Raw genomic sequence first — 16,232 nt, 5'->3', positions numbered from 1 at the left:
GAGGATATATTCATGACGAAACCCATGGTGTTAAAGAAAGCAATATCGACTATTGTAAGCGTTGCACTTATGTTTGCCCTTGTAACAAGCACTTACACTGTTTCTAATGACACTGCTTCAGCTGCAAGTGTGGAACAAACACGATTTTTACAATTGTACAATCAACTGAAAGATCCTGCCAACGGTTACTACTCACCTGAGGGAATTCCTTATCACTCCGTGGAAACACTTATTAGTGAAGCACCTGACTACGGACATATGACTACCTCTGAAGCTTATAGCTATTGGATTTGGCTAGAGGCATTATATGGATATTATACTAACGATTGGAGCAGTTTGGAAGACGCTTGGGACAATATGGAGAAATATATTATCCCTATCAATGAAGGAGATGGGAAAGAAGAACAACCAACGATGAGCTACTATAATCCTAACAGTCCCGCTACTTATGCTGCTGAAAAATCACAACCTGACCAATATCCAAGTCTACTTTCAGGGCAATATGCAACTGGAAAGGATCCACTAGATGCTGAATTGAAACAAACCTACGGAACTAACCAAACTTATCAAATGCATTGGTTACTGGATGTTGATAACTGGTATGGCTATGGAAATCTTCTAAATAGCAACCATACTGCAACTTATGTGAATACGTTCCAACGTGGTGAGCAAGAATCCGTTTGGGAAGCAATTCCACATCCATCTCAGGATGACAAAACATTCGGAAAAGCTAATGAAGGCTTTATGTCATTATTCACAAAAGAAACAAATACTCCAGCTGCGCAATGGAGATATACAAGCGCAAGTGATGCTGATGCGCGTGTTGTACAAGCAATGTACTGGGCAAAATCTTTAGGCTATGATAACGATGTCTATCTAAACAAAGCAGAAAAAATGGGTGACTATTTGCGTTATACAATGTACGATAAATATTTCCAACAAATTGGTAGCGCTGCTGATGGAAGTCCAAGTGCGGGTAATGGAAAAAATGCAAGTCATTACTTACTTTCTTGGTATACTTCTTGGGGCGGTGGACTTGGACAAACTGGTAATTGGGCTTGGCGTATTGGCGCTAGCCATGCGCACCAAGGATATCAGAACGTTGTTGCAGCATATGCACTTTCTGAACAAGAAGGCGGTCTAATTCCATCGTCACCAACTGCCCAACAAGATTGGGAAACTTCTTTAACTAGACAACTTGAGTTCTATACTTGGCTACAATCCACAGAAGGAGCTATTGCTGGAGGAGCTACAAATAGCTGGGATGGTGCGTATAATGCTTACCCAGCTGGCACAAGTACTTTCTATGATATGGCATATCAAGATGCTCCTGTATATCATGATCCTCCTTCCAACAACTGGTTCGGTATGCAAGCGTGGGGTATTGAACGTATCGCAGAGTTATACTATATTCTAGCTTCGAACGGCGATACTTCATCAGAAAACTTCCAAATGGCAAAACAAGTTATTGAAAACTGGATTGACTGGTCTGTGGACTACTCTTTTGCTAATGAAAGACCAGTAACAGATTCGGATGGTTATTACCTAGATAGCCAACAAAATCGTATTCTTGGTGGAATCAACCCACAAGTTGCTACAGTATCTGCTCCAGGCGAATACTGGATTCCTAGTAACCTTGAATGGGATGGTCAACCAAACACTTGGAATGGCTATAGCAACGCTACACCAAATGCCGGCTTAACGGTTGTAACAAGAAACCCTGGTCAAGATGCTGGTGTACTTGGAAGTTATGTAAAAGCACTTACATTCTTCTCTGCAGGAACAAAAGCTGAACTAGGAAACTATAGCTCACTTGGTGTCGAAGCTCATCAATTAGCAAAATCTCTACTTGATGCTGCATGGGGTTACAATGACGGTGTTGGTATTACAACTATCGAAGCTCGTGCCGACTACAACCGTTATTTCACAAAAGAAGTCTTCTTCCCAATCGGCTGGAGTGGTACATTTGGACAAGGCAACACTATTCCAGGTAACCAAACGATTCCTTCTGACCCTGCAAAAGGTGGAAATGGTGTCTATGCAGGCTACACAGATATTAGACCCAACATCACAAGTGATCCAGATTGGCAATACCTAGTAGATAAATACAATACTTCTTGGAATCCACAAACAAAACAATGGGATGATGGAGCTCCAGAATTTACGTATCACCGTTTCTGGTCACAAGTTGATATCGCAACTGCTTATGCAGAGTATGATCGCTTAATTCAAGGTGGTAACAGCGGGCCTGTTACACCAGTTGCTCCTTTGGCACCTACGAATGTAACTGCAACTGCTGGTGATGCTGAGGTTACTCTTACTTGGAAGAAAGTTACTTCCGCTGATCAATACGCTATCCACCGTTCAACTAACGCAGTTGGTCCTTTCACACAAATCGCTACAACAAGCTCCTTATCTTACGCTGATTCAGCCGTAACTAATAACACAACCTATTACTATGTCATTACAGCGACAAATACTGTAGGAACGAGCCCTAACTCATTAGTAGTGAGCGCAACACCTACCGATGTTCCAGTTGCTGTAACTGGAGATCTTAAAGTATTGTATCGAACGAATGACACTAATCCTAATGACAATCAATTCCGACCACAATTTCAGATCGTGAATACGGGAACTCAAAGCGTAGCGCTTAGTGACGTTAAACTTCGCTATTACTACACGATTGACGGTGAGCAAACTCAACAATTCAACGCTGACTACGCTGTTGTTGGTAGCAGTAATATCTCAGGTAGTTTTGTGAAATTGAATCCTGCTGTTAGCGGAGCCGACTATTATCTAGAAATCTCCTTTGGCTCAGGTGCAGGCTCTCTTGCTCCAGGTGCAAGCAGTGGAGAAATTCAAATTCGTATTAACAAAACCGATTGGTCTAACTTCAATGAAACGAATGATTACTCTTATGATGCAACAAAAACATCATATTCAGAGTGGGAACGTACACCACTTTACTTGGGTGGTACTCTTGTGTGGGGACTTCAACCATAAGTAGACTTTGATAACCAAGTGATTCAGGTAGCTTAATTGATATCGAATAGGAAACGAACTTGGAACTTGTAGTAAAAAGCGGATCAGCATATCCATTTGCTGATCCGCTTTTTCTGTGAATATCTAGCTTATCTCTAGAAAACAGGAAATAATAGTTGCATCATTATAACCTGCTCGTATAGTATAAGGTTTGATCATATTGTATTAGAGATCATGATTAAAGGAGATATAAATTATTATGTTGAAGTGGCTATTACGCGCAATGACAGAGCTAACCTCTCAGAAATGGATTTCTCGTATTACAGGTGCATTCGCACAGTCCCGTGGAAGTCGCCTTTTCATTAAAAAATTCGCATCAGCATATGGGATAAAAGTAGAAGAAGCTGCAAAACCAATCGATCAGTATGGAACGTTGAACGAGTTTTTCACAAGACGTCTGAAAGATGGCCTTCGTCAAGTTGACGCTACAGCATCTGCACTTGTATCACCTGTCGATGCTCTTATCACTGGTTGTGGAGTCATTCGTAACGGTACAATTCTTAATGTGAAGGGCCAAGATTATTCCGTCTCAGAATTGCTAGCAGACGAAGTCCAATCCAAGAAGTTTCTTAACGGATATTATTATGTCTTGTACTTAAGTCCAACAGACTACCATCGTATTCATACTCCAATTGGGGGAACTATTATTGGACGAGTACACCTTCCAGGTAAAGTTTACCCTGTAAATAATTTCGGACTGACTCATATGAAGCGTGTACTAAGTAGGAATGAACGTTTAATTACTTATATTAATAACCATGACCATACTGTAGCAGCCGTAAAAGTTGGTGCGATGAATGTAAGTAGTATTCACTATGTACAGCGTGATAAAGATCAAGTAGAACGTGGTGAAGAGCTAGCTTATTTCGCATTCGGTTCTACCGTAGTATTACTGACAGAGACCAATTCATATGAGCCCGATCCTATTATTCAATTAAATAGTAAAGTATATATGGGTCAAAAACTCGGTACAATGATTACAAAAACTTAATTATTCATCAAAAAAAGCGTAGCTAGCTGAATTCCACATTCAGCTAGCTACACTTTTTTCTTATCTTATCTCAGATGGATTTTTTCCTGTGTATTGCTTAAATTGTCTACTAAAGAAGAAAATATCTCTGTAGCCTAGTGCATCGGCAACTTCAGTTACATTCATCCCTGCATGAGTTAACAAGTATTGAGCTCTATCAATTCTTGTACGAATCATATAGGTTTGAACGGACATACCAAGCACTTCTCTAAACTTCATTGAAAAATAACGTGGTGACAATTGAGCGCGCATCGCAAGATCTTCCACTCGGTGAGCAACACTCGGATTTTGACGAATGAAGTTAGCCACTTCATGAATCGATTCAGTTAGCTGATTACTTGCCTTTTTCTCTGTTGGCGTCTGGAAATCAGCACGGAGCAAATGAATCATAATTTGTTTCAATACAAGCTTAGCTTCCTCTTCAGCAGCAAAGGTCTGAATTAGAAATAGTCTAACATATCGCGATAATAAAAATTCAAAATCTATCGTATCCTTCAACAAGCGATAGCGCTTTGGAATTACCTCGACAGCTTCTTCAGTCGCGAAGTGAATATATGTTAGCACTAACGGCTTTTGTGGATTATGTGTAGCGCTTGTATAATCACCAGGACGGAATAAGAAACAACTTCCTGGACCTACTTCATGATGTACACCGTTAACTTCAACGTCGCCTTCTCCACTCCAAACGTAGAATAGATCAAAATTCGGCATAGGTTTTTCTCGTCTTGCCCATCTCCAACCTGGTTCGCAAACAATTTTTGCGAAGGCAGGCTTTAGTAATAGCTTATCCGGCGATATATCCAGCATAATTGACCCCTCCTACTACTTCAATTAATGTAAATAAACTATATCTATTAGAGTCACTATACAAATTGTGCAAAAAAATAATATCCCTATACTCCATTATAATTAAACTAGCGAAAGGTTCAACAGAAAATAAATGCAAATTGAACGATTGAAAAATATTTTTGTTGTTCATGGTCTAGTTGAAGTAATAATGTTATAATATGTGCGACTGCACTAACCTATAAATATGATTGATTTCGGAAGGATGGAATGAAGTCCATGAACCCATTAGCTCAGCAACTTAATGAGACCCTGCAACAAGAGAGTCCAGCTGTCTATGACATGTTATCTAATCTAGGGAAAGCAATTTATTTCCCGAAAGAAGGTATCCTTAGCCAATCTGCAGAAGCAAAGGCTAAAGCGAAAAAGTATAATGCTACAATTGGTATTGCAACTGAAGGTGGCAAGCCGATGCACCTTAAAGTTATCCAAGATACTTTAAGCGCTTATGATCCTAAAGATATATACGAATATGCTCCACCTGCAGGTAAGCCGGAACTTCGTACTGCTTGGCGTGAAAAAATGGTAAAAGATAATCCTTCATTAGCTTCTGTACAAGCTGAGATTAGCAATCCGATCGTGACAAATGCTTTAACGCATGGTCTAAGTATTGTTGCTGATCTATTTGCAGATACAGGAGACGCTGTCATTATCCCTGATAAAAACTGGGAAAACTATGAATTAACTTTCGGTGTTCGTCGTAACGCTGAAATCGTGGAATATCCACTATATAATGAAGAACAACGATTCAATAGTAAAGGTTTACGTGAAGCATTGCTTGCTCAAAAGGGCAAAGGCAAAGCGATAGTAATCCTTAACTTCCCTAATAATCCAACGGGTTATACACCAGATGACCAAGACGGAGACGCTATCATTGCTGCGATTAAAGCTGCAGCAGAAGAAGGCGTTAAAGTTGTTGCAGTAACGGATGATGCCTACTTTGGATTATTCTTTGAAGATTCTATGCAAGAATCTCTGTTCAGCAAATTAGCTGATCTTCATCCTAATGTACTTGCTGTTAAAATCGATGGTGCAACAAAAGAAGAGTATGTATGGGGCTTCCGCGTAGGCTTTATCACTTATGCTTCCTCTTCTAAAGCAGCGCTAGCAGCGCTTGAACAAAAAACGATGGGCGTTATTCGTTCCACAATTTCAAGTGGACCTCATCCATCTCAAACTTTTGTATTGCATGCACTTAATTCTCCAGACTTTGAAGCTCAAAAAGCTGAAAAATTCGAGATTATGAAAAACCGTGCCAATATTGTAAAAGGTTTGCTAGATAGCGGTCGCTATGGTGATACATTGCAATACTATCCATTCAACTCTGGATACTTTATGTGCTTGAAACTTTCAAATGTAACTGCTGATTCGGTTCGTCTATTATTACTAGACAAATACGGAATCGGAACCATTGCTCTTGGAGATACAGACCTTCGCGTTGCCTTCTCTTGTATCGAAGGCGAGCAACTAGAAGAATTATATGATTCCATCTACAAAGCTGTTCTAGAACTTACTGAACAAGTTTAATAAACCTTCTTATCTGTTGGTAACAAAAGGGATTCAGAATGAAAACATTCTGAATCCCTTTTTCATTTAATCGTAAATAATTAATCCAGATCATCTACTTCTTTTTCAAGCTTACGCTTCATATTGAAAGCACGAACGATAGGATACAGTAATGCGAATAAAATCATAACAACAACTTGTAAAAAATGTCCTCCCCACATAGGGATCGTTGTCACCAGTAATACAATGAGCATCATATAACTTAATAAGCGATCAATCGTGATAATCTGCTGTTGCTGTAGCTTTAATTGCATAGGAAAGATATCTTTCCAAATCGCGTAGCGATGTACTTTGCGTAATGAGCCAATTTGCAATGTTATGATCATTCCAAACAGAATATAACTAATGACAGTTCCCCATCCATCCATACCATTTCCAGTCGCAACTAAGTAATTCACCAGTCCACCGAGAATAAGAAGTCTTATACAAATCCCACCAATTTCAGTACGTACGAACGTAATGAGATGTAAATAAACAAATGTATATTGTTTCTTATATGGAACAAACGGAATAATCCAACTTAAGTATTTTCTTTGTTTCACTATTGGTGGTCCAACACGTACATCAATGAACCAACTAAAAAATGAATATAAACGACGAATCGTTATTCGTTCTTCAGCAATTAATCGTTCCCATGGGAAATGTTGCTTAGTCGTCACTCTATATAGAGTAACTAACATTGCTAACACTATAACAGTTAAACATAACATGCCCCAACGACTTGATAGTAGCCAACCAAATAGTAACATACACATTAACAGCCAACGGAATAATCTCATAATGTTACGATTCATTGACCAGACGAGCTGACGTTCCTTCCAAGCCATCACATGATTCACAGTTTTCAATAGTATGAGTACTGCTATAAAAACTATCGGTTGATACGCATCTGTTTGACGATATAGCGGCCAGTATAACAAAGTAACGATGAGCAGATATATGAATCCATTTCTCAATGAACGAATATGAGATTGTTTTATATATGAATTCAATCGATGTTCCATAGGCATTAGAAATATCGTATCTGCTTCTTTTAACCACGTACGTAAAGGATTATAGCTTATCAATGGTGTAAGTACGAGTGCACCAATGAATTCAATCGGGAAATTTTCTGGTACGTTTTTAATTAGATTAATGTACTGAATAATACTTACAATACCAATTAACGAGAGAAAAGCAGGAAAGCCACTCCGCGACATATATTTAATATATGGCAAAATTTCTGTCGTGAATGCTCTCTTTCGCTTATGCCATAACTGCAACACATCAGCAGACATTAGACTTCCCCTCCATTTAATAGTTCATAGAAGGCTTCTTCAAGATTTCTCGCTTGACCTCCTCCTTGATTAGCTTGCTCAAGCATCTGTTGTAGTGTCCCTTGCGCAACAACTTGCCCGCCATCTAACATTAGGAATCTGTCACAATAGTGTTCAATCGTTGCAAGAATATGCGAACTCATCAAAATCGAAGATCCATTCCGCTTCACTTCTTCTAGTTCTAGTAGCAAAGAACGAATACCTAATGGATCAAGTCCGAGAAATGGCTCATCAATGATAAACAGTGAAGGCTTCGCTAATAAAGCACTCATGATCATTACTTTTTGTTTCATACCTTTAGAAAGATGTGCTGTAACTGATTTACGTTTTTTCACCATATGGTATCGTTCTAGTAATAGTTCGACTTGTTGTTCATATTGTTTCTGAGGTACACTATATGCCATTGCTGTTAATTGCAAATGTTCCTCAACCGTTAATTCTTCGAAAAGAACTGGCGTTTCAGGCACATAAGTATAACCACTTCTATATTTTTCAACATCATCCTGTAATGTCGTACCATTAATCATAATGGTTCCTTTATGTGGAGTCATTAATCCTAAAATATGTTTAATCGTTGTACTTTTCCCTGCACCATTAACTCCGATAAGACCTATCATCTCACCTGACTCGATATGTAGATTAATGTTTTGAATAATCGCTTTACGAGGACTATATCCTCCACTTAATTGTTCAACACTTAATACTGTACTCATCATTTCACCTCATTTATCTCTTCATACTAAGCATACCTAATTTCTACATTAATATCAAAAAAAGAGTAAAAGCAATTTGCTTTTACTCTTTTGCAATAGATGTCTTGAGTAGACTAATAGCAGATAAAATCTACCATATTACTTAGTTATCCGTAGTTTGTCTCTTTTCTTTCAACCACTTAGGAGCACCTTTATTTTTACCGCTATTTGCTTTTTTCTTAGACTTAGCTTTTGCAATAGGACCAGTTTTTTTGTCTTTTTTCACACTACTATTATTACTGAGATCAGAATTGTTAGAAGTGGAAACTTGACGTTCTTCACCTGATTTGTTAGTTACTTCAGCTTTGATAGATCCACTGTTAATGCTAGCAGTCGAACTTCCTTTTAATGGATTAGACTTGATTGAATCCGCTTGTTTCGCCTTACCAACACTCTCTTGTGGTCGATCCGAAACTACTGCCTGCTTACGAGCAATAGACTTCTCTGCTGGCTTGTATTTCGTCGCCTCAGTTACTTGAGCTTCATTCAACAATTTACCACGGAACAATATTCTTTCTTCAATTTTAATATGCAATTGCTTCATGAATTTGTCCATAATAAACTTTTCGTGAGGAGTAATAATGGAAATAACTAGTCCAGATTTCCCCATACGACCCGTTCTACCTGCTCGGTGAACATAATGATCAGCATCAACAGCAGGCTCAATCTGAATTACTAATGGTAAATCTACAATATCAATACCACGAGCAGCTACGTCAGTAGATAATATCGCATCAAGTTTGCCTTCGCGGAACGCTGTTAATGTCGCTGATCTACGTTGTTTATCCGCCTCACCAAATAATGATTCGATCTTAAATCCTTCATATTTCATTTTGGTTTCCCAGTTTGAGATTTGATTTGTATCATTAACGAATAACAATGCAGAAGATGCATTAAGTGTACGAAGCAATCGTCTTGCTGTATCTAGCTTAGAACGTTGATCGCATACAACATAGAAATGTTCGATGGTACTTGCTACTTTTTCTGCTGGTGTAATCATAATATGATTGGGTTCTTTCATCCAACGACCTTCATACCTAGACATCGTAATCTCTGGGTAAGTAGCAGAGAAAAATGCCGTTTGTCGCAACTTATTGACATTGAATAGTAGATTCTCGGTATCAGTTGGTGTGCCTAGCTCAAAAGTTTGATCTGCTTCATCAATAACAAGATATTTAACTTGATGCAGTTTCAGACGTTTACTCTTAACTAACTCATTCATTCGACCAGGTGTACCGATAACGATATGTGGATTTAGCTTCAACTTTTCAATTTGACGCTTTGCTGCCGCGCCTCCGATTAATTGTTGAACTCTAACGCCGATCAGTTGTGCATAACTTTCAGCGACCCGAACAATTTGCATAGCTAACTCTTGCGTAGGTGCAAGTACTACAGCTTGTATTGATTTAGATTCCACATTAATGTTTTGCAAAATAGGTAGTAAAAACGCCAACGTTTTACCACTACCTGTTTGTGATTTAACCGAAATATCTTTGCCTTCTAATAGCAATTGAATAGCTTGTTGTTGCACCTCAGTTGGGTCAACAATTCCTTGCTTAATTAACGCTGAACTTAGTACTTCATTAATTCCAAGTTCAGCCCATTTCGTACTAGACATATTAAAATCCTCTCTTTGCCCATTAGGGGCCCTTTGATGTATAGGTGCTACATAAAATAAAAGTCCACTTTTTGAACTACCTCTACTTCTTGTTCAACCATTTACCTGCTACTTTATCAATCAATCTAGGACAGAGTTGATACAACTTCAATCCAAATGCGGCAGTTCGTGGTAAACTCAGCTCGGCACGCTGTGAACGTAGAAGCTTGATTATTTGCTTAACGACATATTCTGGTTGCATAATAAACCATGATATATTTTTAACGTAATTTCCATCTGGATCAGCAATATGGAAAAACTCAGTATTAATCGGACCAGGATTAACTGCAGAGACTTTGATTGGTCTTCCTCTAAGTTCCATGCGTAATGAATTAGTAAAACCTAGTACCGCATGCTTAGTTGCTGCATAGGAGGTTGACTTCGCATTTCCAATCATACCTGCTAATGATGCTATATTAACAATATGCCCGCTACCAGCTCGTTCCATAATCGGAAGAACAGCTTTTGTACAACGAACAACACCCATATAGTTTGTATCCATCATCCGTTCATATTCTTCAATTGATAAATTTTCAATTGAATCAAATCTCCCATAGCCTGCATTATTTATCAATATGTCAATTTTGCCATACTTAGCAACAATATGTTCTACTGTGGACTCAACATCTGCTAGATTCTGTACATCCATAACATAGATTGCAGCTTGTCCTGATATTTTATCTAACGTTTGAGTTAATCGTTGCTCATTTCTTCCTGTTAGTATCGTTATTGCACCTAGTGCAGATACTTCTTGTGCTAGAAGTGAACCAATGCCACTTGATGCACCAGTAATGAGAATTACTTTATCATTAAACATCTATATCACCCACCAACAGTGTACTTCATAATAATTGATAAAGCAAAATAGAAAACTGCTAGATTGCTATATTTATATAGACTTTATAGAGCATATGAACTATACATGCTAATAACATCTTAAGCATGAAAAAAGCTCCCTCTCAGGGAGCCAGTATATATTATTGAACTAAAACTTGAATATCCAATTCTCCAATACCTTCAATGATTAAAGGTACCGTTAAAGCTTTAGATCCACCGAATCCAGCAGCATGTGCCATTTCAACAATTCGTGGAGGAGTAATATCTACTGACATTCCCTGATTGGATAAAATAGTACTGGCATTTCCACTAATCATATTACTTAGTTCCGAAATTGCACTTCTTCCCATTTCATCAAGTTCTGATATAGCGTAACCGCCCATCATAGCCGAGATCATCTTCAAGGCAACATCTTCTTTTAATCCAAATATAATATTACCGTTCATTTGACCGTTTAATCCGATATGAATCCAAATATACTCTTCTACAAACTTAATATCCTTGATAGATACTTGACCAGTAGAAGGGCGTACTTGTATAACTTGTTCAATAACCATTTTGGCAGAATCCAAAAATGGATTAATATATTCCACCTTCACTATTCAGTCGCTCCCCTCTGTTTGAAATATCTCAAGTGGTTAACTATTGCTTATTATACAAGATCATCTAGGTCAAGTATACTAAAATTTCACAACTTTACTACTAGAATTCATTCCACTACTGATAACACTTCACAACTAAGTGCCTAATCCCACACGATTTGCAAGGTGAATTTAGTCATAGTTATATACAATTAATTACATTATACTGCTTTTTAACGCATTTTACCGAGAAATTATTATCTACCATTATACCTACACCACAATTATCAATTTTCGACAAAAAAAGCAATGGAGAAGATATCTCCATTGCTTCGTCTATTCTATTGTAACTCATCGTAATCACAGTCTTATATCTTAATGCCCACTATACTACTGCTAGTGTAACCCCGTCTACCAATTTAGAAAGACTCCCAAACTCTAATTCTTCAAATTTGTCGTAAACGTTTTGTTTATCAAAGCACCAAACACATTGTTGTTCCACTAATGGCTCAAGCGGCGCTTCGCAGTGTATTGTTGCTAATTGTCGAGACAAATGAAGCATTTCTAGATCAGCTTCTATTTTACGACTAATCGTTGCAGAAACTTTATCTAATGAAACTAATAATTGATCAATTGACCCAAACTCCTGAATTAGTTTATGAGCGGTTTTTTCTCCAATGCCCTTAACCCCAGGATAATTATCTGCTGTATCACCCATTAATCCTTTGACATCAATAATTTGAGCAGGAGTTAATTGTTTCTCTTCTAGTAAGCTATCAACGGTATATAGTTGATAGTTACCGATACCTTTTTTCATAATCGCAACATAAACCGACTCGTCGATTAATTGCAACATATCATGATCGCCAGTAACAATAATGACTTCATTTTCTTGACCAAGTGTTTTTGCTAATGTACCGATGCAATCATCAGCTTCATATCCTTGAATACCGATATTAGGAACGTCAAAACTACTCACAACTTCTTTAACAAGATCAAATTGTGGAACAAGATCTTCAGGAGCTGATGGACGATTCCCTTTATATTCACTATATTGTTCACTACGGAAAGTTTTAGACCCCATGTCCCAGCAACAGATTACATGCGTAGGCTCGTAGGTTTGAATTGCATCGAGAAAATACCGAACAAATCCATGAACACCGTTCACTGGCACACCTTGACTTGTCCTTCTTATTTTCCCTGTAAATGATGTCGCAAAATAGGCACGAAATAAGATTGCCATTCCATCAACTATTAGATATTTCTGTTTTTGTGGCACAATATAACCTCTTTCTATCTTTTCTTTGATTACAATAAAGTTTCAAATCATCTATCATACACATCTATTCTGATGTATAAATTGACCTAGTCTTATTGCTGCTTCCACTAAGCGTTCTTCATTCTCTACTAATGCAATTCTAACATAGCCCTCACCTTGAATGCCAAAGGCATCTCCTGGAATAACGACAACTCCAGTATCTGCTAGTAGTTGCTTTGCAAATCGGCGTGAGCTCCAGCTTTCTGTAGAAAAATCACCATTAGCTAATGGTGGTAGCTTCGCCCATACAAACATCGTCGCCTGAGGAGAGGTCACTCCCCAACCCCCTTCATGTAATGTACGTATAAAATGATCTCTTCTGCGTTGATAAACTTCGCCCGAACGAACAAAATCATCACTATACATGGCTTCATCAAGAGCTACAATACCTGCTTCTTGTACAGGGTCGAATACACCGTAGTCTATATTAGATTTCAGCTCTGTTAATGCACTAACTACATCTGCATTTCCAACCATAAATCCAATTCGACATCCTGCCATATTAAAGCTTTTCGATAGAGAGTGGAATTCCACGGCGATATCTTTAGCACCATCTATTTGCAAAATACTTGGAGCCATAAATCCGTCGTAACCCATTTCTGAGTAAGCAAGATCATGAACAACGAGTACATTATGTTTCTTAGCGAAATCAATTAGTGATTCATAGAAATCTAGACTAGCCACAGCTGTAATCGGATTGTTAGGATAGTTCAATAGAATAAACGAAGCACGATCCCACACCTCTTGCGGAATGCTCTCAAGCTGAGGGAGATACTGATGTTCCTCAACTAATGGAATAAAATATGGCTCTACGCCTGCTAATGCAAGTGAAGCTGTATATATTGGATATCCCGGATCTGGCACGATGGCAATAGAACCTCTTGGTGCAATTGCCATCGCAAGATGAGCTAGACCATCTTGCGATCCTGCAATGGTACATATTTCTTCTGTTGCATCTAGCGTTACTCCAAAACGATGCTTCATCCATTCTGCTGCTTTCTCGCGAAAAGGTAAACCTGACTTCAATGCTGGATAAGCATACATATCTTCTTGTAAAGTGAATTGGGATAATGCTTGTCGAACTTTTAACGACGGCGCTCGATCTGGACTGCCGATACCTAGATCAATAACATCTATTCCTTGAGCTACTGCTTCACGTTTCCATGAGGCCACCTCTGAAAAAATAGAAGAGCCTAATTGCGATAATAATGGTGCTTTTCTACTCGTTATCTCTTTGTCCATTATTTCAAGCCCCAAGTACTTTGATATTGCTCTTCTTTGTAACCAATCGTTACTGTTTGACCATCTGTGACAATCGGTCGTTTAATTAACATGCCGTTCGAAGCTAGTAATGATAGTTTTTCTTCCTCACTTAGCAATGGAAGCTTGTCCTTCAATCCTTGTTCACGATATACATCACCTGAAGTATTAAAGAATTTCTTCAGTTCTACACCACTAATTTCAAGTAATTGCTTTAATTCAGCTACTGTAGGTGGTGACTCTACAATATGTCGTTGCTCTAGTTCTCTACCTAATGCTTTCAATGATTTCACTGCGCTTCTACAAGTACCACATTTCGGATATTCATAAATTATTAATTGTTGAGTCATATTTATTCCCCTTCTGCATCATAATCTTGAACGGTTCAAAGTCTGCTGGCATAGGTGCCGTCCATTCCATATACTGCTTCGTTATCGGATGGGTAAATGCTAATTTTTCTGCATGCAGAGCATGTCTGGTAATGAGTTGTTCAATCTCCTCTTGTTGCATCGAAGTATTATAATAAAATTTATCACCAACTAGTGGATGACCTATGCTACTCATATGAACTCGGATTTGATGAGTTCTACCGGTAAATAGCTTCAAGCGAACAAGTGAAACTATATCACTCTGATCAAGTTCTTTATTTTCGTTAGCCAAAGAATCTAACAGCACAGGAGGCGTTTGAAAGCTCTCTAAGACAGTATATTGTGTCTGTGATGGATATCCGCAACCATCATCGAAAACCACTCTCAGATGCGGCTGTTCTGTATCACGATCAATTGGAGCATCGATCAAGGCCGTTAGTGGAGAAGGTCTACCATATACAAAGGCTATATATTGTTTGTCGAAGTCATCTTGTTGCATTTGTTCAGAAAGTTGCTGATGGACATAGCCATTTTTAGCTATAGCAACAATACCAGATGTCTCCTCATCTAATCGATGAATTGGTCTAAAACGATAGCGTTCACCTTTACTTTTCCAATAATGAACAACTCCATTTGCTAACGTATTCGTATAGTGCCCATGGGTAGGATGTACAACGACTCCTGCAGGTTTATTGACAATAAGCAAGAAATCATCTTCATAAATGATCTCTAGCGGCATCGGCTGAGGCAAGATATCCGTGGATTCTTCACGAAGCATTCTTAGCCTAGCAACCTCCCCTGCTTGAACAGGAGCAGATGTATATACTCTTTCTTCGTTAATGGTTAGCCCATATTCAGTAAGTCTAGCTTGCCCAAGTAATTTTCCAGATACTTTATAGTACTTTTCTAGAACATCTCGAATCTTTTTACCTTCATCCTCTTCACGAACAACAACAGTTAGAGGAGCATAATAGTGTTCTAGAAGTTCCATATTTTCTGTTGTTCCATACATAACAGGGGGAGCTGCATCATCAGATAGATGCTTTACCACTCGACCTGTCCATCTTGGTGTTATCATTATTTTTTCTTCCCTTGAAAAACATTTGCACTACGTATATATTCAGTATCTTCAGTTCCACATTGAACATTAGCAATTCTTGCCGCAGCGAAGAAGTAATCCGATAAGCGATTCAAGTAAGCTAGAGCTTGCTCGTTAATCTCACAATGCTCAGCTAATGCCACAACACGACGTTCTGCACGTCTACATACCGTTCTACATATGTGTAACGTTGCTGCTAGCTTAGAGCCTCCTGGCAAGATGAACTTCGTTAATGCGGGAGCTGCTTCACTATGAGCATCGATCCATTGTTCTAGTCGTTCTATCGGTTCATTTGTCATTTTGTACGTTTGACCATCTACTGCGTAGGCCAGATCAGAACCTGTATCGAATAATTCTTGCATAATCTCATATAGCTCTATACCTAAAGCTTGTGTAGGCTCAAATGATTGGGCCTCTGCAGCTGCTAAGCCTACAAAACTATTTAATTCATCAATGGTACCATAAGCTTCAACTTTAGCATCAGTTTTCGACACTCGTCCACCGATTAAGCTCGTCATACCTTTGTCTCCACCTCTAGTGTACAGCTTCATAATGACCCC

The 16,232-nt window shown here is 38.5% G+C and carries 14 protein-coding genes; 3 read left to right on the top strand and 11 right to left on the bottom strand.

Annotation, left to right across the window (positions count from 1 at the left end):
• Positions 1–69 precede the first annotated feature (69 nt).
• Complete coding sequence (locus tag NV377_RS11475; RefSeq protein WP_258201427.1) at positions 70–3,003, top strand: glycoside hydrolase family 48 protein; 2,934 nt, start codon at positions 70–72, stop codon at positions 3,001–3,003.
• A 238-nt stretch (positions 3,004–3,241) separates the two neighbouring features.
• Positions 3,242–4,033, top strand: a complete 792-nt coding sequence (gene asd / locus NV377_RS11470) for an archaetidylserine decarboxylase (RefSeq protein ID WP_258201351.1) — start codon at positions 3,242–3,244, stop codon at positions 4,031–4,033.
• A gap of 60 nt (positions 4,034–4,093) precedes the next feature.
• Here asd and NV377_RS11465 read toward each other — a convergent pair whose 3' ends face one another.
• Positions 4,094–4,879, bottom strand: a complete 786-nt coding sequence (locus NV377_RS11465; protein ID WP_258201350.1) for a helix-turn-helix domain-containing protein — start codon at positions 4,877–4,879, stop codon at positions 4,094–4,096.
• A gap of 258 nt (positions 4,880–5,137) precedes the next feature.
• Between NV377_RS11465 and NV377_RS11460 the strand changes: the two genes are divergently transcribed.
• Complete coding sequence (locus NV377_RS11460) at positions 5,138–6,445, top strand: aminotransferase class I/II-fold pyridoxal phosphate-dependent enzyme (RefSeq protein WP_258201349.1); 1,308 nt, start codon at positions 5,138–5,140, stop codon at positions 6,443–6,445.
• Positions 6,446–6,525: 80 nt separating this feature from the next.
• Here NV377_RS11460 and NV377_RS11455 read toward each other — a convergent pair whose 3' ends face one another.
• From NV377_RS11455 to NV377_RS11410, 10 genes are all read right to left on the bottom strand, one after another.
• Positions 6,526–7,761: an ABC transporter permease gene (locus tag NV377_RS11455; protein WP_258201348.1), complete on the bottom strand. Its 1,236-nt coding sequence runs from the start codon at positions 7,759–7,761 to the stop codon at positions 6,526–6,528.
• Entirely contained in the window at positions 7,761–8,516 is a 756-nt protein-coding gene (locus NV377_RS11450) for an ABC transporter ATP-binding protein (RefSeq protein ID WP_308860129.1), read from the bottom strand. Before NV377_RS11450 ends, NV377_RS11455 begins: the two co-directional genes overlap by 1 nt.
• A gap of 139 nt (positions 8,517–8,655) precedes the next feature.
• Entirely contained in the window at positions 8,656–10,170 is a 1,515-nt protein-coding gene (locus tag NV377_RS11445) for a DEAD/DEAH box helicase (RefSeq protein WP_258201347.1), read from the bottom strand.
• An 82-nt stretch (positions 10,171–10,252) separates the two neighbouring features.
• Positions 10,253–11,026 (bottom strand): SDR family NAD(P)-dependent oxidoreductase, encoded by a 774-nt coding sequence (locus NV377_RS11440; RefSeq protein WP_258201346.1) that lies wholly within the window; start codon positions 11,024–11,026, stop codon positions 10,253–10,255.
• 160 nt (positions 11,027–11,186) lie between these two features.
• Positions 11,187–11,645: a chemotaxis protein CheX gene (locus NV377_RS11435; protein WP_258201345.1), complete on the bottom strand. Its 459-nt coding sequence runs from the start codon at positions 11,643–11,645 to the stop codon at positions 11,187–11,189.
• Positions 11,646–12,012: 367 nt separating this feature from the next.
• A complete protein-coding gene (locus tag NV377_RS11430; RefSeq protein WP_258201425.1) occupies positions 12,013–12,909 on the bottom strand; it encodes a 5'-3' exonuclease in 897 nt (298 codons plus the stop codon).
• 51 nt (positions 12,910–12,960) lie between these two features.
• Entirely contained in the window at positions 12,961–14,187 is a 1,227-nt protein-coding gene (locus NV377_RS11425; protein WP_258201344.1) for an aminotransferase class I/II-fold pyridoxal phosphate-dependent enzyme, read from the bottom strand.
• Positions 14,187–14,555: an arsenate reductase family protein gene (locus NV377_RS11420; RefSeq protein WP_258201343.1), complete on the bottom strand. Its 369-nt coding sequence runs from the start codon at positions 14,553–14,555 to the stop codon at positions 14,187–14,189. Before NV377_RS11420 ends, NV377_RS11425 begins: the two co-directional genes overlap by 1 nt.
• Entirely contained in the window at positions 14,530–15,651 is a 1,122-nt protein-coding gene (locus tag NV377_RS11415; protein WP_308860128.1) for an RluA family pseudouridine synthase, read from the bottom strand. Before NV377_RS11415 ends, NV377_RS11420 begins: the two co-directional genes overlap by 26 nt.
• Positions 15,651–16,223, bottom strand: a complete 573-nt coding sequence (locus tag NV377_RS11410) for a cob(I)yrinic acid a,c-diamide adenosyltransferase (protein WP_258201342.1) — start codon at positions 16,221–16,223, stop codon at positions 15,651–15,653. The genes NV377_RS11415 and NV377_RS11410 overlap by 1 nt, the downstream gene beginning before the upstream one ends.
• Positions 16,224–16,232 lie beyond the last annotated feature (9 nt).

It is taken from the genome of Paenibacillus endoradicis (genome assembly GCF_024721975.1).
The sequence above is the reverse complement of the archived record's forward strand: the minus strand, read 5'-3'. Positions and strand labels throughout refer to the sequence as shown.